Annotated in this window: 18 protein-coding genes, 1 tRNA gene and 2 pseudogenes; 15 read left to right on the top strand and 6 right to left on the bottom strand. The window is 70.8% G+C overall.

The features are described 5' to 3' along the window. Window positions 1-57: 57 nt before the first annotated feature. The 4 genes from J7U37_RS13380 (at window position 58) to J7U37_RS13365 (ending at window position 4,776) form a co-directional block, all read left to right on the top strand. On the top strand, window positions 58-918 hold the full coding sequence (locus J7U37_RS13380) for a D-amino-acid transaminase (RefSeq protein WP_056480386.1): 861 nt from the start codon (window positions 58-60) through the stop codon (window positions 916-918). A gap of 303 nt (window positions 919-1,221) precedes the next feature. Beyond that, complete coding sequence (locus J7U37_RS13375) at window positions 1,222-1,587, top strand: hypothetical protein (RefSeq protein WP_056480383.1); 366 nt, start codon at window positions 1,222-1,224, stop codon at window positions 1,585-1,587. Window positions 1,588-1,770: 183 nt separating this feature from the next. Then, window positions 1,771-3,063, top strand: coding sequence for an adenylosuccinate synthase (locus J7U37_RS13370; RefSeq protein WP_247636034.1), 1,293 nt, complete (start codon window positions 1,771-1,773; stop codon window positions 3,061-3,063). A 144-nt stretch (window positions 3,064-3,207) separates the two neighbouring features. Continuing rightward, on the top strand, window positions 3,208-4,776 hold the full coding sequence (locus J7U37_RS13365; protein WP_247636033.1) for a histidine kinase: 1,569 nt from the start codon (window positions 3,208-3,210) through the stop codon (window positions 4,774-4,776). Between the two features lie 113 nt (window positions 4,777-4,889). On the opposite strand, the gene rpoH is transcribed toward J7U37_RS13365, so the two are convergent. Beyond that, window positions 4,890-5,780: an RNA polymerase sigma factor RpoH gene (gene rpoH, locus J7U37_RS13360; RefSeq protein WP_056182819.1), complete on the bottom strand. Its 891-nt coding sequence runs from the start codon at window positions 5,778-5,780 to the stop codon at window positions 4,890-4,892. A gap of 248 nt (window positions 5,781-6,028) precedes the next feature. Further along, the gene (locus tag J7U37_RS13355; protein WP_247636061.1) at window positions 6,029-7,015 is read right to left on the bottom strand and encodes an RluA family pseudouridine synthase; all 987 of its coding nucleotides are present in this window, start codon (window positions 7,013-7,015) and stop codon (window positions 6,029-6,031) included. Between the two features lie 312 nt (window positions 7,016-7,327). Here J7U37_RS13355 and J7U37_RS13350 point away from each other — a divergent pair. The 6 genes from J7U37_RS13350 (at window position 7,328) to J7U37_RS13325 (ending at window position 11,472) form a co-directional block, all read left to right on the top strand. Beyond that, window positions 7,328-7,402, top strand: a tRNA-Glu gene (locus J7U37_RS13350). A 140-nt stretch (window positions 7,403-7,542) separates the two neighbouring features. Further along, complete coding sequence (locus J7U37_RS13345) at window positions 7,543-7,812, top strand: hypothetical protein (protein WP_056182816.1); 270 nt, start codon at window positions 7,543-7,545, stop codon at window positions 7,810-7,812. Between the two features lie 581 nt (window positions 7,813-8,393). Continuing rightward, complete coding sequence (locus J7U37_RS13340) at window positions 8,394-9,770, top strand: chromosome partitioning protein ParA (RefSeq protein ID WP_247636032.1); 1,377 nt, start codon at window positions 8,394-8,396, stop codon at window positions 9,768-9,770. A gap of 96 nt (window positions 9,771-9,866) precedes the next feature. Continuing rightward, entirely contained in the window at window positions 9,867-10,334 is a 468-nt protein-coding gene (locus tag J7U37_RS13335; RefSeq protein WP_056480370.1) for a hypothetical protein, read from the top strand. 100 nt (window positions 10,335-10,434) lie between these two features. Continuing rightward, window positions 10,435-11,013 (top strand): hypothetical protein, encoded by a 579-nt coding sequence (locus J7U37_RS13330; RefSeq protein WP_247636031.1) that lies wholly within the window; start codon window positions 10,435-10,437, stop codon window positions 11,011-11,013. A 309-nt stretch (window positions 11,014-11,322) separates the two neighbouring features. After that, a complete protein-coding gene (locus tag J7U37_RS13325; RefSeq protein WP_200935808.1) occupies window positions 11,323-11,472 on the top strand; it encodes a hypothetical protein in 150 nt (49 codons plus the stop codon). Window positions 11,473-11,499: 27 nt separating this feature from the next. Here the strand turns inward: J7U37_RS13325 and J7U37_RS13320 are convergent, their stop codons facing one another. Both J7U37_RS13320 and J7U37_RS13315 read right to left on the bottom strand, forming a co-directional pair. After that, a complete protein-coding gene (locus J7U37_RS13320) occupies window positions 11,500-12,399 on the bottom strand; it encodes a metallophosphoesterase (protein ID WP_247636060.1) in 900 nt (299 codons plus the stop codon). Window positions 12,400-12,559: 160 nt separating this feature from the next. After that, a pseudogene (locus J7U37_RS13315) lies at window positions 12,560-13,051 on the bottom strand (VIT1/CCC1 transporter family protein); the annotation flags it as partial. A 299-nt stretch (window positions 13,052-13,350) separates the two neighbouring features. Here J7U37_RS13315 and J7U37_RS13310 point away from each other — a divergent pair. From J7U37_RS13310 to lpxK, 3 genes are read left to right on the top strand one after another with little or no spacing between them, the layout of a single operon-like run. Then, window positions 13,351-14,145, top strand: a complete 795-nt coding sequence (locus J7U37_RS13310) for a lysophospholipid acyltransferase family protein (protein WP_247636030.1) — start codon at window positions 13,351-13,353, stop codon at window positions 14,143-14,145. Next, entirely contained in the window at window positions 14,142-15,458 is a 1,317-nt protein-coding gene (locus J7U37_RS13305) for a 3-deoxy-D-manno-octulosonic acid transferase (RefSeq protein WP_247636029.1), read from the top strand. The genes J7U37_RS13310 and J7U37_RS13305 overlap by 4 nt, the downstream gene beginning before the upstream one ends. Before the next feature lie 10 nt (window positions 15,459-15,468). Beyond that, complete coding sequence (gene lpxK, locus J7U37_RS13300) at window positions 15,469-16,452, top strand: tetraacyldisaccharide 4'-kinase (protein WP_247636028.1); 984 nt, start codon at window positions 15,469-15,471, stop codon at window positions 16,450-16,452. A 165-nt stretch (window positions 16,453-16,617) separates the two neighbouring features. Here the strand turns inward: lpxK and J7U37_RS13295 are convergent, their stop codons facing one another. Further along, window positions 16,618-17,556, bottom strand: coding sequence for an alpha/beta hydrolase (locus tag J7U37_RS13295; RefSeq protein ID WP_247636027.1), 939 nt, complete (start codon window positions 17,554-17,556; stop codon window positions 16,618-16,620). A 120-nt stretch (window positions 17,557-17,676) separates the two neighbouring features. On the opposite strand from J7U37_RS13295, the gene J7U37_RS13290 reads away from it, so the two are divergent. Continuing rightward, complete coding sequence (locus J7U37_RS13290; protein ID WP_247636026.1) at window positions 17,677-18,594, top strand: LysR family transcriptional regulator; 918 nt, start codon at window positions 17,677-17,679, stop codon at window positions 18,592-18,594. Window positions 18,595-18,705: 111 nt separating this feature from the next. Here J7U37_RS13290 and J7U37_RS13285 read toward each other — a convergent pair whose 3' ends face one another. Beyond that, window positions 18,706-18,927 carry a DUF2093 domain-containing protein gene (locus tag J7U37_RS13285; protein ID WP_056480352.1) on the bottom strand — a complete coding sequence of 74 codons (222 nt, stop codon included), beginning with the start codon at window positions 18,925-18,927 and terminating at the stop codon, window positions 18,706-18,708. A 139-nt stretch (window positions 18,928-19,066) separates the two neighbouring features. Here J7U37_RS13285 and J7U37_RS13280 point away from each other — a divergent pair. After that, window positions 19,067-19,465: pseudogene (locus J7U37_RS13280) on the top strand (cytidine deaminase); the annotation flags it as partial. Between the last annotated feature and the right edge of the window lie 17 nt (window positions 19,466-19,482).

The following is a 19,482-nucleotide window of genomic DNA, read 5'->3' as shown; positions in this document are numbered from 1 at the left end:
CGCACGGTTCGTGCGTCCCAACGAAGACCCGTAGTTCCGGTCAGAAGAGGTCAGCCCGTGTCCCAAGCCCGCATCGTCTACCTCAACGGCGCCTTCCTGCCCTTCGCCGAGGCGCGCGTGCCGATCATGGACCGGGGCTTCCTCTTCGCCGATGGAATCTACGAGGTCTCGGCGGTGCTCGACGGGCGCCTCGTCGACAACGAGGCGCATCTGGCCCGCCTCGACCGCTCGTTGGGTGAGATCGACATCGCCAACCCGCACACGATGGCCGAATGGATCGGCCTGCAGACCGATCTCGTCGCCCGCAACGGCCTCGCCGAGGGGCTGGTCTACATGCAGGTGACGCGCGGCGTGTACGAGCGCGACTTCGCCTATCCGCCGGCCGGCACCGCGCCCACCGTGATGATGTTCACGCAGGCCAAGACCGTGGCGGCCAACCCCCTGGCCGAGACCGGCGCCAAGATCATCACGGTGCCGGACCTGCGCTGGAAGCGCCGCGACATCAAGTCGGTGGCCCTGCTGGCCCAGGTGCTGGCCAAGCAGCAGGCCGCCGCCGCCGGGGTCGCCGAGGCCTGGATGGTCGAGGACGACGCCGTCACCGAGGGCTCGTCCTCGACGGCCTTCATCGTCACCAAGGGCGGCGCCCTGGTCACCCGCCCGCTCTCCACCGCACTCCTGCCCGGCATCACCCGCAAGGCGGTGCTGCGGCTCGCCGAGGAGGCCGGCCTCGCCCTGGAGGAACGCCTGTTCAGCGTCTCCGAGGCCCTGTCGGCGGCAGAAGCCTTCTATACCAGCGCCTCGGCCTTCGTGATGCCGGTGGTCTCGATCGATGGCCACGCGGTCGGCGAGGGCCGCCCCGGCCCGCACACCCGGCGCCTGCGCGAACTCTATCTCGCCATGGCGCGCGAGAGCGCCTGACCGTTCCCTTCGAGGCGTGGTCGGGGCCCTCCCCCAATGCGAGGGAGGGTGGTCGCGGAGCGACCGGGAGAGGGGGCGACCTCTCCGGATCCGGTGCTTCCCCGCACCCAACCCGCTTCGCGGGCCACCCTCTCCCGCAGCGGCGAGAGGGACGCGGATGATCGTTCGAACCTTTGCATCGGCTCCGAGAGGCATTCGCCTCCGCACAGGATCATCCTCCCATCACAGGACCGATACGGCAGGAACGCTTCCGTGCCCGGCTCTGTTCTCCCTCGAACCTCGCATCCGAGACAGGGAGATCCTATGCGCTCGATCCTCACCCTCGCGGTCGGCTTCGGCCTGATCGCCGGCGCTGCCTTCGCCCAGTCCCCCGACGCGCCCCTGAAGGGCCGCGACACCGACCCGGCCCTGCCGCCGCCAAACCAGACCATCCCGGACAAGATCCGGCCATCCGATGAGTCCTCGGGGCAGAACGCCCCCGGCACCAACGGGTCGGGGGACAAGGGCACCCTCAGCGATCGCCTCGAGAAGAGCGACGGCGTGATCAAGCCGCCCGGCAACGCGGCCCCCGGCATGGTGGTGACGCCGCCCGATCCGAATCCCGGCGGCATGCCGGTGATCAAGCCCGGTGACCTGCCGGGCCGCCAGCCCGGCACCGAGGCGCGCTGAGCGGTCATACCCGTCCGTCCCAGCCGCCTATCCGAGCCGCCTATTTAAGCCCGCCTATCCAAGCAGGAACGGGCGGCTTGCTTGATTTCCGCCCACGGATCGCGGAAAGACCCGAGGACAGCGAAAACGGTCCGCCCGACAGGTCGGGCCGCTTTCGCGCGGGCACGCACAGGTCTTGAGTGAATGGCAAACGTCGTCGTCGTAGGCGCCCAGTGGGGTGACGAAGGCAAGGGCAAGATCGTCGACTGGCTCTCCGAGCAGGCCGACGTGGTGGTCCGCTTCCAGGGCGGTCACAATGCCGGCCACACCCTCGTGGTCGACGGTGTGACCTACAAGCTGGCGCTGCTGCCTTCCGGCGTGGTCCGCGGCGGCAAGCTCTCGGTGATCGGCAACGGCGTCGTGGTCGATCCCTGGCACCTCGTGGACGAGATCGCCCGGCTCCAGGCCCAGGGCGTCGAGATCTCGCCCCGCACCCTGCGCATCGCCGACAACGCCACCCTGATCCTGCCGCTGCACCGCGAGCTCGACCATTTCCGCGAGACCTCCAACGCGGGTCTCAAGATCGGCACCACGAAGCGCGGCATCGGCCCCGCCTACGAGGACAAGGTCGGCCGCCGGGCCATCCGGGTGGTCGATCTCGCCGACGAGCACACCCTCGAGGCCAAGATCGAGCGGGTGCTGACCCACCACAACGCCCTGCGCCGGGGCCTCGGCATCGCCGAGGTCGATGCGGGCGCGCTGCTCTCCGAGCTGAAGGCGATCGCGCCGACGATCCTGCCCTACGCCGACACGGTGTGGAAGCTCCTCGACGACGAGCGCCGTGCCGGCAAGCGCATCCTGTTCGAGGGCGCCCAGGGCGCCCTCCTGGATGTCGACCACGGCACCTATCCGTTCGTGACCTCGTCGAACATCGTCGCCGCCCAGGCCGCGACGGGCTCCGGCATGGGTCCCTCGGCCATCGGCTACGTGCTGGGCATCGCCAAGGCCTACACCACCCGCGTCGGCGAAGGCCCCTTCCCCACCGAGCTCTTCGACGAGATCGGCGAGACCATCGGCGCTAAGGGCCGCGAGTTCGGCGTCAACACCGGACGCAAGCGGCGCTGCGGCTGGTTCGATGCGGTGCTGGTGCGCCAGACCGTGCGGACCTCCGGCATCGACGGCATCGCCCTGACCAAGCTCGACATCCTCGACGGGTTCGAGACCATCAAGGTCTGCACCGGCTACTGCCTCGACGGGCAGGTGGTCGACCATCTCCCCGCCAACCAGGCGGCCCAGGCCAAGGTCGAGCCGATCTACGAGACCATCGAGGGCTGGTCGGGCACCACGGCCGGCGCCCGCTCCTGGGCCGACCTGCCGGCCCAGGCAATCAAGTACGTGCGCCGGATCGAGGAGCTGATCGGCGCACCGGTGGCGCTGCTCTCGACCTCGCCGGAGCGCAACGACACCATCCTCATGCACAACCCCTTCGAGGATTGAGGCGGTTTCCGCTTGATGCACGGGCGATCGCGTGGGGATGATGCGGTCTCGATGGCCGTTCGGCCGCGCGGCGTCCCTCCGATCGGGGGAGAGCCGGACGACGCGGCCGGCCGGCCGCCGGCGAGAAGGCGGATCTGAGGCACGATGGCCGACTATTATCCACTGCTCGCACGGGCGCTTGACGCCATGCCCGACCGCTCCCTGGCCCTGCGCCAGGCGGTTTACGAGCGGGCGCGCGGGGCCCTGATCGGGCAGCTCCGCTCCCTCGATCCGCCCCTGTCCGAGGACGACATCGACCTGGAGCGCAATGCCCTTGAGGCGGCGATCCTGCGGCTGGAGCGCGACCATGGCGGCGTCGCGTCGGCACCGCCCGAGCCGGAACCGCCGACCCCGGAACCGGAGCCCTTCCTGCCGAGCCCGGCCAACGATGCGAGCGATCTCCCGGAAGCGTCGTTGCCGGAAGCGTCCCCGCCGGAGCCACGTCCTCCCCAGGCAAGGCCTTCTCAGGTAAGATCTTCCGAGCCGGCGCCGCCGGCGGCGACCCTGCCGCCCGCTCCGCCGCCGAATCTCGGCCTGCCCTTGAGCCCGCCAGCCGCGCGCGCACCGGAACCGTCCCCCGAGGTCGCGCCGAGTTCCCCGCCGGAGCCGCTCCTGCCCGCGCCGCCGCCCGGCGCGGGATCGGCCGCGCCGGACGTGGTGCCGCCCCCCGTCCGCATCCAGCCGCGCAAGTCCAAGACGCCGCCCTTCCTGGGGCCTGACGCCGACACCGAGGGGACCGAGCCGACGCCCGGTTCCGAGGAGGCCTCCGCCGACACCCTGATGGTCGACGGGAACGGCCAGCGCCAGCGGCCCCGCATCGCGGTGATCGGTCCGCGCACCGGCCGCTCCCGCCTCCTGCGCAACGTGCTGGTGGGCAGCATCCTGATCGCGGTGATCGGTCTCATCGCGGTCGCCGCCTTCCTCCTGCGCGACAAGCCGGCCGACCTCCAGCCGATCGCCACCGAGCAGCAGGACGGGGCCCAGGACGGCGCGGATTCCAAGTTCGCCGACCGCGTCGGCGGCGATGCGGCGCCGGCCGAGCGCGCCGCGCCGGCCCGTCGCCCGGCGACCGTTCCCACGGCACCGACGCCCGCCGCCCCGTCGCAGGCCCAGCCGGACCTCGCGGTGACCCAGCGGGCGGTGCTCTACGAGGAGAATGTCGGCGGCGGCGCCAATGCGGCGCCCAACGCGACCCAGGGCCGGGTGGTCTGGCGCCTCGACACCGTGCCGGGCGAGCAGGGCCAGCCGTTGGAGACCGTCGTGAGGGCCACGGCCGAGTTTCCGGATGCGGGCCTCACCCTGGCGATGACCCTGCGGCGCAACCTCGACGCGACCCTGCCGGCCTCCCACACCATCGAACTCGCCTTCACGCCGAGCGGCCCGGCCGGCGCGCGCCACAACGTGCAGGATATCGGCCTGCTCCAGGGCAAGGACGAGGAGGGTACGCGCGGCTCCCCGGTCTCTGGTCTGCCGGTCCGGGTCCGCGAAAACCTGTTCCTGATCGGGCTCTCGTCGCTGCCCAACGACATCGAGCGCAACACCGACATCCTGCTGCACAAGAACTGGTTCGACATCACCCTCAAGTTCGCCTCCGGTCCGCGCGGGATCGTGGCCTTCGAGAAGGGGACCGCCGGCACCCAGGTGCTGCAGAACGCCTTCGACCAGTGGCGCTAGGGTTGGCCGGGCGCGGAGCCTGATGCCGCTCCATCAACCGTTGGAATTGAGAAAGGCCCCCGGCATCGCTGACGGGGGCCTTTTTCGAAGTCCATGCGACGGCGGGGACCGCCTCAGGCGTGCAACTCGGCCCGGGGAGCTTCGCGGGTCGCCAGGTTGCGCTTGACCGCTTCCTGAATCTTCTCGAAAGCCCGGACCTCGATCTGGCGGACGCGCTCGCGCGAGACGCCGAACTCGCCGGACAGGTCCTCCAGGGTGATCGGATCGTCGGCGAGGCGACGGGCCTCGAAGATCCGGCGCTCCCGCGGGTTGAGCACCGAGAGCGCGTCGCGCAGGGCCGAGAGGCGGTTCTGCCCCTCCTCCTCGCGCGCCAGCACGGTCTCCTGGCTCGGGCTGTTATCCACCAGCCAGTCCTGCCACTCGCCCTCGCCCTCCTCGCGCAGGGGCGCGTTGAGGGAGGTGTCGCCCGACAGGCGCCGGTTCATGTCGATCACCTCCTGCTCGGGCACACCGAGCTTGACGGCGATCTGGGCGACCTGATCCGGCTTGAGGTCACCCTCGTCGAGCGCCGAGATGCGGCCCTTGGCCTTGCGCAGGTTGAAGAACAGCTTCTTCTGGTTGGCGGTGGTGCCCATCTTCACGAGCGACCACGAGCGCAGGATGTATTCCTGGATCGCCGCCTTGATCCACCACATGGCGTAGGTGGCCAGACGGAAGCCCTTGTCGGGCTCGAAGCGCTTGACCGCCTGCATCAGGCCGACATTGCCCTCGGACACGACTTCGCCGATCGGCAGCCCGTAGCCGCGATAGCCCATGGCGATCTTGGCCACGAGGCGGAGATGGGACGTCACCAGACGATGCGCGGCGTTCCGGTCGCCCTTCTCGCGCCAGTTCTTGGCGAGCGTGAACTCCTCGTTCGGCTCGAGCATCGGGAACTTGCGGATCTCGTCGAGGTAGCGGGAGAGGCCACCCTCGGTGGCGAGCACTGGCAATGCGCCGGCCATGATCTTACCTCCTTGAAAGGACCCCCAGCGGGGCGGTCCGGGCGAACCGCCGCTCCCTTGAGCCGACCGTCCGATTCCCTAGTCTAGCGGGAAACCGGGGGATTCGGGAAGGCGACGCGCAGGGCGAGTTCGTCTTTAACGCGCGGGACCTCGGTTGGGTCTGTGATGACACGAATGGCCGCAGCCCGCCGTGTCCTGGCGCACGCCCGCACCGGCTTGACTGTGGCCATGCCGCTACGGGCCGAAGCTCAGCGTTTTGCGCTCAATTGCGCGATCAGGTCGGTCATGTCGGGCGGCAGCGGGCTCTCGAAATGCAGGGTCTCGCCGGTGCGCGGATGGGCGAATCCCAGCACGCTGGCATGCAGGGCCTGCCGGCCCAGAGTGTCGAGGGCCAGGCGCGCCTCCGGCGTGAGCCGGCTCGCCTTGGTCTTGAAGGCACCCCCATAGACCGTATCGCCCAGGAGCGGATGGCCCCGGTGGCTCAGATGCACGCGGATCTGATGGGTGCGCCCCGTCTCCAGCATGCAGCGCACCAGCGCCACCGGGGCCTCGGTGCCCAGAACCGTCTCCACCCGGTAATGCGTGATGGCGTGGCGACCGCCCTCCCCGCGCACCACCGCGATCTTCTCGCGATTGCGGACGCTGCGGGCGAGATTCGACTCGATGGTCCCGACGCGCGGCTCGGGCACGCCCCAGGCCAGGGCCAGATAGGCCCGCTCGAGCGGGCCGGTGCGGCCGTGATCGGCGAACTGCGCCGTCAGCCCCGCATGGGCGAGGTCGTTCTTGGCCACCACCAGCAGGCCGCTGGTGTCCTTGTCGAGGCGATGGACGATGCCCGGCCGGCGCACGCCGCCGATGCCCGACAGGCTGTCGCCGCAATGGGCGATGAGCCCGTTCACCAGGGTCCCGGATTCATGGCCGGGCGCCGGGTGGACGACGAGGCCCGCCGGCTTGTCGATGACGATGAGGTCGTCGTCCTCGTACACGATGACGAGGTCGAGGGATTCGGCGCGCGGCTCCGGCGCCACCGCCTCGGGGATGGTCACGGCGAGTTCGGTGCCGGGGCCGACCTTGACGGACGGGTCCAGGCTGACGGCGCCGTTGCGGCGGACCTGCCCGGCCTTGACGAGATCCTGCAGGCGCGAGCGCGAGACGTCGGGGAAGATCCGCGCCAGGGCGCGGTCGAGGCGCTCGGTCGCGGCCTCCTCCCCGATCGTCGCGCGGCGTTCCGCGATCGTCGCGCGGCGCTCGCCGGTTGCGTCCTGATCGAGGGAGTCCTGATCGAGGGCGTCGTGATCCAGATCCTCGGCTTCGAGATCCAGCACGTCCTGTCCCGAAACCGGGTCCTGTCCCGGCCCGAGGTGTTCCTGTCCCGACACGAGGTGTTCCTTTCCCGACAAGCGGCGTTTCCGAGGTTCAAAATGTCGCTTGGGCGACGCGGAGGCGATTTCGGCCCTTGTGGCGTCGCGCGACCCTCGCTATACGATCGCCCATCGGCCGGGAAGCACGGATCGCAGCAGCGATGACCGCGCCCCTCCCTCCGATCCGCGCCCATCGTCTAGCGGTTAGGACAGGTCCCTCTCACGGATCAGACCGGGGTTCGATTCCCCGTGGGCGCGCCAACAACTTTCCCCTGATGGTTCTCTTGTCGTCCGCGCCGCGATGAGGCTCGACCTGCGCCGGCACGCGGCGAAGCAGACGTCCGGCCACTAGGACAAGCTGTCCGGCTGACGGCCTCGTCTCCCTCGTGCGATGAGCGGGCATGATCCGGGTCATCAAACACATCATCGTCGAGCCGACGGCGGACCAGATGGCGCGCCTCGGGCGTATCCAGGCCATCGTCGTCGCCACCTTCCCGGGCGCCACCACCGACATCGTTCCGGGTCTGCTGGACGACGACCTCGTGGTGGAGGTCCGACTGCCCCTCGACAACCTGAACGACTGGCGTGCGGCACGCGAGGCCTGGGGAGACTTCAGCCGCCTTGCAGCCCCGCTCCCAGGCCCGACCGACCCCGAGTCCGACGAAGCCTGACCCGGTGTGCCCGCCGGGCCTGCGCTGCGGCCGCCCCGGGTCACCCCGTGGACGCATCACGCTTGCGTGATCCCGGCCCCATCGATGACGCCGGGGACGGGTCGAAATCCTGCCCCGCCGTCGCGGCGGACCCGGCCCCGGACCCAGCCCTGGACCCAGCCCCGCACCGTCGCGCGCCGCTGGATGTTCGACGCCCGCGCTGCGCATTCGCCCGCGGGGTGGCAGATTCGCGCTGGTATCGACGAAGTCGATCCGAGCGTTCGCGCTTCGAGCGCCTCATGCGCCACAAAAGCCATACGTTAAAATTTTGCTAACGCATCCGGTTTGACGTGATTGACAGCGCTGGCAAATTACAACTTTGATCACCTTATGTCGTGGCAGATCCGCGATGGGGATGGACGACAGAAATGAGCTGGATCTCGCTCCGTAAGTTTACCGCCGGTGAGACCAAGACGCAGTCTCCCGAGCAGACGGATGCGATGTTGCGCGCTCCAATACTCACGACACCCTTTCTGCGGGTCGGTGAGGAAGTCGACAATTCAGAGCCTGAACCTCATGTCGAGGACCTTTCGCTGGATTCGTTGGGACAGCACAACGAGAGCCTGCGTTTCCGCGTGGCGGAGATGTCCGAGCGGCTCGACGACCTGAAGTCGCTGCAATCGGATTTCTCGGCCCTCCTGGTGCCGATCGTGGCGATCACCGAGGAATTGCCCCGGGCCAAGGTCCGGACGGCCGAGCTGGAGACGCTGCTGGGCGTCGAGCAGGCCAATGCCGCGACCCTGCGGCGCGACCTCGCCGATGCGACGGGCCGGCTCGCCGTGGCCACGAACGACGTGTCGGCCGCCAAGATCCAGCTGCACCACCTCGAAACCAGCCTCCAGGCCCGCGACGCCGCGGCGGAGGAAGTGCGCCTCGCCCTGCGCGACAAGACCCTGCAGGTCGAGAACCTGGAGCGGCGCCTGTTTGCCGAGACCGAGCAGACCCGCGCCCTCCAGGGCGAGAGCAAGGCCTTGCGAGGCGAGGCCAAGGCCCTCGATCAGGCGCTGGCCCGCTCGGACAGCGAGTTGCAGGACCTGCGCGAAAGCCGCCACGCCCTCGATCGGGACAATCTGCGGCTCCAGACCCTCAGCGAGGCCCAGGCCGCCCAGCTGGCCGAGCTGACCGCACGAGCGCAGGACTTCGAGACGCAGGCCGAAGCCGGCCGCATCGCCCTGCGCAACGTCGAGCAGCAGCTCGCCGCCGAGGTCACCGCCGCGCAGAAAGCCGAGGCCCAGTACGAGGCCGAGGTCGCCAATCATCGCACCGAGCGCGCGAGCCTCGCCATGCGGGCGGAGGCGAGCACGAGCCGCCTCGCCAGCACCGAGCAGATGCTGGCGCAGCTGCGCAACCAGCTGCGCGAGCGCGACGAGGCCGGCCGCTCGGCCGAGCGCGGGCTCAAGGAGGCCCTGATCGAGCGGGTGACCCTCGACCGCCGCCTGGAGAGCGCCCAGGCGGATCTCGCCCGCCAGACCGAGCGCTTCCTCGAGATGCAGCGCGCCCGCTCGGAATTCGAGCATCGCTGCGAGATGCTGACCAAGGCGATGGCGGCCAAGGATGCGGCCCTCGAACAGGCGCTCGGCCGCGTCTCCAGCCTGTCCGACCGGATCGACCATCTGGTCCATCGCCAGGAGGTCGAGCGGGCCGATTTCGAGACCGTCAATCATCGTCTCATCGAGGAGCTGCAGCACGAGCGCTCCGAGCGGAAGCTGGCCCAGGGCGCGCTCGACATCGCCCGCGAGAGCCGGGTCTCGCTTCAGAAGCAGCACGAGGCCCTGCGGCGCTCCGCCCGCAACTTCGCCGGAGAGGAGGCCGGGGCGCGATCCGAATCGGCGCCTGCCCAAACTCAGGCGCAAACCCAAGCCTCTGCCCCCGCCGAGGTCAGCAACGTCCGACCGTTCACGCCCCCGTCCGAGAAGTAAGCCCGCCGGTCGATCGGCCGGGCGGATCTCCCGCTCGACCCGTTCCTCCACCCCACCGCGATGCCGCGCGAGCACACCCCGCGCAGGAAAGCAGCCATGTCCGAGACCGCGCTACGCGACCGAGAGACGTCTTCCGCCGGGGCCTGGCTGATGCGCAGCCTGCCGACGCCGCATCGTCCGGCCGGCACGCCCGAACCGGCTCAGCCCACGGAGCCGGCGAAGCCCGGTGCGATGCGGGACGTGACGCCCGGCGCCGAGGCTGGCCCGCGACGGGACTGGTCCGCCTCCCTCGATCTCATCCACGAGGCGACGGCCGCGATCCGCATCAGCGAGGAGCGGGCGGCCGAACTGGAACAGGAGCTCGAGCGCACCGTGGCGCGCGCCCTGGAGCGGGCCTCGGCTCTCGAAGCGCAGGTCGCCGCCGCCCAATCCCGGGCCGAGCAGGCGGAGCGCCGGGCCGAGGAGGCCGAGGAATGGCTGGCGCGCCTGCACGATGCCGTGGTGGAGGGCTTCACCCGAAAGGCCGCCCCGCCGGCGGCGCAGGCCACGAGTTCCGCCGCCTGATCCTGTTCGCCCCGGTCCGGTCCCGACCGGCTCCCGTTGAACCGCGCCAGGCCACCCCGCCCCGCGCGCTCGACCCTCCCGAAAACGGGTCCGTGCCACCATGTCCGCAGCCGCCTCCCCTGCTCGATCGCCGCTGATGGGCACCGTGCTCGCCCCGATGGTCGTCCTTCAGGACGCCGACGCCCAGTCTCTCGCTCCTGCCCTGGCCCCTGCGCTCGCGCAGGAGGCCGCGCGCGAGGGCGTTCGGGACTTGTCGCGCTCGCAGGCGCTGGTGCCCTACGAGGCGGCGCCCCCAAGCTCGGTTCTCGGCGCCACCACCCTGCGGCTGGTCGAGCGCAGCATGGAGACCATCCGGCTCCTGCATCGGCGCGTGGACAGCATCTCGGCCCAGGCCCGGGACCTGATCGCCCTCACCCACCGGGAGCGGGCCGAACGGGAGGTCGAATTGACCCAGGCCCGCGCCGAGGCGGCCGAGTGGCGGCGTCAGGCCATGGAATCGGAGCTGCTGGCGCGCGAGGCCCAGCTTCGGGCGCGCGAGGCCGAGATGGCGCGCCGCGAGGCCGAACAGGCCGCCCACGAGGCCCGGCGCCAAGTGCGCAAGGCCGAGGCGGAGGTCGAAGGGCTCCAGGCCTACCTGCGCAAGATCAGCGACTTCCTCGAATCCACCCTCGGCCGGTAGAGGCGGTTCCTCCGTCGACGAGGCGGATCCGCGAATCGCTTCCGGACCCACGCAACCCGGGCAGAGCCAGCCGCACGATCGGCGAGTCCGTCATCCCCCGCCATCGGTGCTGCGGTGCAAGCGTAGCGGTTCGTTGAGGACGTTGCGGTTTTCGCCCGCGGATGACTTTCCCCAGGCGTCGTCGCTGCGATGCGGGATCGAAATACTGAATATCTCCGGCCAATCACTTGCGTAGTCTGAACGGCGGATTAAGGTTCCGGCTCGTTCCAAATCAACTCGCGATTAACCTCCTTCGACAAGGTGACAGCCATGTCCAACGTGATTCGCGTGAAGCCGACCCATGACGGCACCTACACGGTCTATCGCGGCGAGGCCGTGCTGGTGAGCGGTCTGACGCTCCTCCAGGCGGAGCGCTACCGGGAGAATCTGGCCGAGGAGCCGGTGCTGGAAGACGCCTGACGCCCCCTCGACCCGGCACCGGGCGCCTCAGGCCCGGGCCAGTGCCAGGGGTCCGAGATCCGCGATGGTGCCGGCCTCGGTCAGGCCCCGCTCCATGCCGGCGACGGTGTAGCCCGCCGCCGCGCGGGTAATCGTATAGAGGTGGTAGCTCGCGCGGTGGTGCCGCGCATCGCCCCGAGCCGAGGCCGAGGCGGCGCCCACCACCGGGATCGACCGGCCCCCCGGCCCCGCCACGAACGCCACGCTGCGGACGTGGTTGTGCCCGTGCAGGATCAACTCCGCCCCCGCATGTGCCACCATGGCGGTGAACGCGCCCGCATCCTTCAATTCCCGCCCGGACGAGGTGCCGCCGGGATGCGACGGATGGTGGATCATCACCACGCGAAAGGGGGGCTCGGGCTCGGCCCCGAGCGCCCGAAGCAGGGCCTCGGTCGCGGCGATCTGCTGCGGCCCGAGGCGCCCGCTCGCCATCAGGGGCTTGGTCGGAACCGCCGAGGACAATCCGATCAGCGCGACAGGCCCGCGCCGGCGCAGGTAGGGGAAATGCCCATGCGTGCCGTCGTCGCCCGTGGTCCAGGCCCCGCAGGCGAGGAGCAGCCCTTCGAGGGAGCCGCGCACGTAGGCGTCGTGGTTGCCCGGCACGAAGCTCACCGCGTCCGGCGTGCCGAGCGCCTCGAGGAAGACCTTGGCGGTCGACCATTCGCTCGGCAGACCGATGTTGCACAGGTCGCCGGTGCAGGCGATGTGGTCGTGCGCCTGAGCCTGGAGGTCGGCCACCAGGGCGGCCAGCACCTCCATGTCGTGCGCGTCCTTGCGGCCGCGCTGCCAGTTCACGTAGCCGGTGGCGCGCTTGCTGAGGAGCTGGCGCAGGCGCGGGCGCGTCAGCGGCCCCACATGGGGGTCGGTCAGGTGGGCGAGGCGGAACATCATCCCCCGGTGCACGATCGATGATCGGGATTTCGGGGTTCCGCATCGCCTCATCCGACCCCGAGGGTCAACCCTCGCGGGGCGATTCGCCACCCGCCCCCGGGGCTCACGGCTTTGCTCGCCCCCGAGACTCTTGCCCCCAAGGCTCTCGCCCCAACGCTCACGCGCTGCCGATGGCGATCCCAGTCAGCAGCACCAGGGCGCCGCCGAGAACCACCTGCATCGCCGCGCGCCAGAACGGCGTCGCCATGTAGCGGGTGCGGATGGCCGCGATCGCCAGCAGCTCCACCACCACCACGACGATCGCCAGGGCGGTGGCGAAGCCGAAGGCGTTCGGCCACCGGTCCGGGATCGCGTAGGGCAGCGTGTGGCCGAGACCGCCGAGCGTGGTCATCACCCCGCAGACGAGGCCGCGCATCCACGGCGTGCCCCGCCCGGTGATCTGCCCGTCATCCGAGAGCGCCTCGGTGAAGCCCATGCTGATGCCGGCCCCGATCGAGGCGGCGAGCCCCACCAGGAAGGTCGCCCCGTTGCTGTGGGTCGCGAAGGCGGCGGCGAAGATCGGCGCCAGGGTCGAGACCGAGCCGTCGATCAGCCCGGCGAGGCCCGGCTGGACGTAGCGCAGCACGAAAGCCCGGTGCGCTTCGGCCGCTGCGGGGTCGAGCGGCGCCGCCGATCCCGCGACTCCGTGGGCCTGTGACATCGTCATCGCGTGCATCCTCTCCGGCCTCGCGACCTGTTTAGATCGATTCCAATCTATGGATTGGAACGGCTCCAAACAAGCGCCGGATGCCCCTTTCTGTCACCCGAAGCGGAGGTTTCGGCCTTCCCGCGGCGTTGCACCGGTCCGGCGATCGGAGCTAGACAGCCGGCTGCCCGTCCGTCCCGGTCGTCGCCGCAAGGCGCGGGACGGCTCCGCGACCGGCCCCTCGGCGCCGCGAAAGCGAAGTGATGAGCCTCGTCAAACGCATCGGCCGCGCGCCGGCGGTTCAGCAGGCCCTCGGCATCCTCGCCGGCGGCTACCTGCGCCTGGTCCGCCGCACCAACCGCTTCACCGTGGAGCCGGCCGGCCCCGATGCCTGGCTCGACGGGCACAGCCCCTTCATCGCCGGCATGTGGCACGGCCAGCACACGATGATCTCGTTCATGCGCCGGCCGCACGACCGGATCGCCACCATCATTTCCCGGTCGGCCGACGGCAACATCAACGCCATCGCGCTCACCCGGATGGGCGTGCGGGTCATCCGGGCCTCGGGCGCGCGCGGCCGCGTGCTGCGGGACGCCAAGGCGAAGGGCGGGGCCGAGGGCCTGCGCGCCATGCTGCGGGCCTTGAAGGACGGCGAATCGGTCGCCTTCAGCGCCGACGTGCCGAAGGTCTCGCGCCGCGCCGATGCCGGCATCCTCACCCTGGCGCGCTTCTCCGGCCGGCCGATCATTCCCGTGGCGGTGGTGACGAGCCGGCACTGGCGCTTCAACAGCTGGGACCGGGCCTGCCTCGGCCTGCCCTTGGGCCGCGGCGCGATGGTGTTCGGAGACCCGATCGTCGTGCCCCGCGACGTCGCGCCCGATGTCCTCGAAACACTGCGCCGGCAGCTGGAGGCCGAGATGAACCGGGTTCATGACCGCGCCTACACCCTGGTCGGCCGCCCCGACCGCGTCGGACCCCATGATCGCGTGACCCATCTGGACCGCGTCACCCATCCGGACCGGGGCGCGGCCGAACCCCGCGCCGGGACGCCCGCATGAAGGCGATGGCGAAGGCCCCGCCCCTCACGGCGCTCCTCGGGGCCTACCGCTACGGCCTCTATCTCGGCGAGCCGGCGCTGGTGGGCCTGCTCGGCTGGCGCGCCCGCCGGGGCAAGGAGGATGGCGGCCGCCTCGCCGAGCGGCGCGGCCTGCCGGGCCGGGCCCGCCCCCTCGGGCGTCTGGTCTGGATGCACGGGGCGAGCGTCGGCGAGGCGTTGTCCCTGGTCGGCCTCGTCGACGGCATGATCGCGCGCGGCTTCTCGGTCCTGGTCACGACGGGCACGCGCAGCGCGGCCGACCTGATCGGGCGCCGCCTGCCGGCCGGGGCCGTACACCAGTACATGCCCCTCGATGCGCCGCGCTGGGTCGAGCGCTTCCTCGCCCATTGGCGCCCCGATCTGGCGCTGATCGCCGAATCCGAGATCTGGCCGAACACCATCCTATCCCTGCACCGGCGCGGCATCCCGCTGCTTCTGGTCAATGCGCGGCTGTCGGAGCGCTCGTTCCAGGGTTGGGCGCGCACGCCGCGCACCGCCGAGGCGCTCCTGGCCCGCATCGCGATCTGCCTCGCCCAGACCGACGAGGATGCCGACCGCTTCCGCCGCCTCGGTGCCCCGCGGGTCGAGATCGCCGGCAATCTCAAATACGATTCCGAGGTGCCCCCGGCGGACGGGCAGCAACTCGCCCACCTGCGCGATCTCATCGGCGACCGGCCCGTCTGGGTCGCGGCCAGCACCCATCCGGGCGAGGACGCGATGGCGGCCCGCGCCCATGCCCGCCTGCGGGCGCGCTGGCCCCGTCTCCTCACCATCGTCGTGCCGCGCCATCCCCACCGTGGCGGCGACGTGGCCGATTGCGCCGGCGCCGAAGGTCTGCGCAGCGCCCGGCGCTCGCAGGGCGGGCGCCCGCACGGGGGCGTCGACCTCTACGTCGCCGACACGCTGGGCGAACTCGGCCTGTTCTATCGGCTCAGCCGCATCGTCTATCTCGGCGGCTCCCTGGTGCCGCATGGCGGGCAGAACCCGATCGAGCCGACCCGCCTGTGTGCCGCTGTGCTGCATGGGCCGCACGTCCACAACTTCACCCAGGTCTACCGCGCCCTCGACGGCGCCGGCGGCGCCCTGCTGGTGCTGGATGCCGACGACCTCGCCGTCACCCTGGACGACCTGCTGGGCGACCGGCCCCGTATTGCGGCGCTGAACCAGGCCGGCGCCGCCGCACTCCAGCCCTTCGAGGGCGCGGTCGCCCGCACCCTGTCGGTGCTCGACCCCTTCATCGCCCAGATGACCCTGACGGCGATGACCGCCTCGTGAGCCCGGACTGATGCGGCCCCCCGCCTTCTGGGACGCGCGGCCCGGCCACCCGGCGGCCCGTCTGCTGGCGCCCCTCGGCGCCCTCTACGGCCGCCACACCGCCGCCCGCATGGATCGCCCCGGTGCCGCCGCGCCCTGCCCCGTCCTGTGCATCGGCAACTTCACTCTGGGGGGCGCCGGCAAGACGCCGACCGCGCTGGCGCTGGCGACCCTGCTGCGCGACCTCGGCGCCCGCCCGGCCTTCCTGACCCGAGGCTATGGCGGACGCCTCGCCGGTCCCATCCGGGTCGATCCGACGATGCAGACCGTGGCCGAGACCGGTGACGAGCCTCGCCTGCTGGCGCGGTCCGCTCCCACCATCCTGTCGCGCGATCGCCCGGCCGGCGCCCGCCTGTGCGTGGCGGAGGGCGCCGACGTCATCGTGATGGATGACGGCCTCCAGAACCCGAGCCTGGCCAAGACCCTGTCGCTCGCCGTGGTCGATGCCGGAGCCGGGCTCGGCAACGGCCGGCCTTTCCCGGCCGGCCCCCTGCGGGTTCCGTTGTCGCGCCAGTGGCGCCACGTCCACGGGATCGTGCTGATCGGCGACGGCCCGCGCGGCGCGGTCGTGGCCGAGGCGGCGCGGGCGCGCGGGCTGCCGGTCCACCGCGCCCGCCTGATCCCGGGGGCCGATTTCGCGGGTCGGCGCGTCCTCGCCTTCGCGGGCATCGGGCGCCCCGGCAAGTTCTTTTCGAGCCTCGCCGAGGCCGGCGCCACCCTCGTCGGCCGGCGCGCCTTTGCGGATCACCACCCCTACGCCGCTGCCGACGCGGCGGCGCTGACGGCGGAGGCGCGACGCCTCGGCGCCGACCTCGTCACCACCGAGAAGGACCACGTCCGCCTCGAGGCCCCGTTCGCCGCCCGCGTCGCCATCCTGCCCGTCACCCTCGCCTTCGCCGACGAAGCGCCGCTCCTCGCGCAGCTGCGCTCGCTGCTCGGCCGAGCCTCGGGCTAGAATGTGTCGGGGATCGGCGGAAACTCGTTATCCCGACCCGACAAAGCAAAACGCCAGATTCGGGGACGGTTCACGGTCGATCCGCGTCTTCACGACCGATCGAAGATTAGGCCCTTCGACCCGCGAGAGAAGCGGGCACGCGATCCCGCCCCTTCGACCGTCAGGTCACGATCCGGCCTGCGCCGAGGCGATCGCCTGTTCGAGGAAGGTGGCGGCGTTCCCGATCGCTGCCCGGCCCTCGGCCAGCTCGGCCTGGAACATGTGCCAGACGTGGAACATGTTCGGCCAGATCTCCAGGGAGACCCGGACGCGGTTCTCGCCGAGATGGTTGGCGAGCCGGATGGCGTCGCTGAGCATCAGTTCGGCCTCGCCGATCTGCACCAGGATCGGTGGTAATCCGCGAACGTCGGCGAAGACCGGCGAAGCCTCCGGGCTGTTCGGCAAGGCCCCGCCGAGGAAGGTCCGTGCCATCAGGTCGAGACCCGCCTTGGTGTTCAGCGGATCGAGGCCCTCGCGGTTGAACATCGAGGCGCCGGTATGCTCCAGGTTCGCCCATGGGGAGAGGGCGGCCCCGCCAGCCGGCAACGGCACGCCCGCGTTGCGCGCCATGACCATCACGGTGACCACCATGGCGCCACCCGCCGAATCTCCCGCGACGGTGACCGAACGCGGGTCCTGGCCCTGGTCGATCAGCCAGCGATAGGCCGAGAAGGTATCGTCGATCGGGGTCGGGAAGGGATGCTCGGGAGCCAGCCGGTAATCCGGCAGGTAGACGCGGGCCTTCATCGCCTTGGCGAAGGCGCCGGCCAGGCCGTGATATCCGCCCGGTCCTCCGACGATGTAGGCCCCGCCGTGGATGTAGAACAGCACGCGGTCGCCGACGACGTCGTCCGGCGTTACCAGGGTGCCCGGGACGCCGCCCATATCGACGGGTTCGATCCGAACGCCCTCGGGCGTCGGATGCTGCGCCATCGTGTCGATGTAGGCGCGACGGATCTCCTCCAGCGTCGCGCCCCGGGTCTCGCCGAGGATGACCGGTCCAAGGTCCTGCAGGCTGCCGGCCCATTGTGCGAGCCGATGGGTCACGAGATCGTTGAAGGCCATGAGACACCCGTCCAGTGCTGTTGCAAGTCTTGTCGCAAGTGCTGTCAATTGCGTCGAATGGCCGGTATACGCCGGCGATTGGCGAATGGGCGTCAACACTGCGGGGATGGAACGGCGCGGATGTCATTCGGGCATGTCGGCGACATCGCAGCTTTCGTCGCCGCGGCCGAGGCCGGAAGCTTCGTCGCCGCGGCGCGCCTCCGGTCGATGACGCGATCCGGGATCGCCAAGAGCGTCGGGCGCCTCGAAAGCCGCCTCGGCGTGCGGCTGTTCCATCGCACGACGCGAAGCCTCGCCCTGACGGACGACGGCCGCCTCTTCCTCGATCGGTGTACGCAGATCCTCTCGGATCTCGAGGATGCGGAACTGTCGCTGGCCGAGGGGGGCGGCGAACCGCAGGGCATCCTCCGCCTCACGGCCCCGGAGACCTTCGGACGGGTGGTGGTTCTGCCCGTGCTCAACCGGTTCCTGGCGGCGTGGCCGAAGCTGCGTGCGGAGGTCAGTCTCACCGACCGGGTCAACGACATCATCGACGACGGCTACGATCTGGCGATCCGGATCGGTGATCCGCGCGAGAACGGCAGCCTGATCGCCAAGACCCTGATCGCCAGGACGTTGACGCGTCAGCAGGACCTCGTCGTGGCAAGCCCGGGCTACCTGTCCACGCGGCCGCTGCCCCGGCACCCGGACGACCTGACCGAGCAGACCTGCCTGAGCTATCTCAGCGCCGGGCGGCACCGGGCCTGGCGTTTCGTCGCCGAGGGCAAGACGATCGCGATCCGGCCCCGTGCGCGGCTCGCGCTCGATAGCGGCGAGGCCTTGCGCGATGCCGCTTTGTCCGGAGCCGGCCTCGCCTACCTGCCGAGCTACGTCGTCGACGAGGACATCGCGAACGACCGCCTGCGCGTCGTTCTCTCAGACTATGCCGCCCCACCCATCCCGATCTGTGCCCTCTACCCCAGCCGCCGCCATCTGGCCTCCAAGGTGCGGCGGTTCATCGACCTCGTCGCGGCCGAGCTTCACACGCCATCCGCCTGAAGCGATGGGGGCTCGACGCAGACCGTCCGTGATCACGGGGTTGCTGGGGCTCGGCAACCGGGCGAATCGGTCACCCCCGCACCCGCTGGCGGGCCGAAGGCGACCGCGCCGTCAAGCCGGCCGCCCGGTCTGGGCGAGGCGCTTCATCGCGGCCTCGGGGCTGGCATAGGCCTCCTGCAGGGTGGCGCTCCAGTAGCGCAGAGCGTCGAGGGCGATCGGCTCGCCGGTCACCGCGCAGCGCACGAAGCTGCCGGGCTTGACCACCCGCATGGTGCCGTCGCCGTACTCCACCACCGCCTCGCCGGAGGCTCCGCGCTCGAAACGTCCCAACATGATCCTGCCGCCTCCCGGCCCATTCGCCCACTGGCCCCGTCTTAGGAGCGCGGCGGCCCGGTGTCGATGACGCCCGACCCTCGACAGACCCGCGACTTGGTGCCTTAAGTCTCAGGATGCCGCTCCGCGTCCTGCTCTCATGAACCCGGATCTCGCCCGCCTGTTCGACGCCGCCCGGGCCGCGCAGGCCAGGGCCTACGCGCCCTACTCGCGCTTCCCCGTCGGTGCGGCCCTGCGCGACGACTCGGGCGCCGTCCATGTCGGCTGCAACGTCGAGAACGCCGCCTATCCGGTCGGGACCTGCGCCGAGGCCGGCGCCATTGCCGCCATGGTGGCAGCGGGCGGTCGCGCCATCGCCGAACTCCTGGTGCTCGGTCCGGGCCCCGGCCTCGTGACACCCTGCGGCGCCTGCCGCCAGCGCATCCGCGAATTCGCCGGACCGGCGGTTCTGGTCCACGTCGCCGATGCCGAGGGTATCCGCGCGGCCTTCACCCTCGGGACGCTGCTGCCCGAATCGTTTGGCCCCGAGAATCTTGGCTCACCCAAGAATCTCGT

It is taken from the genome of Methylobacterium sp. 37f (genome assembly GCF_023093475.1).
GTDB lineage: Bacteria > Pseudomonadota > Alphaproteobacteria > Rhizobiales > Beijerinckiaceae > Methylobacterium.
Note: the sequence above shows the minus strand (reverse complement) of the source record. Positions and strands in the feature narration are given on the sequence as shown.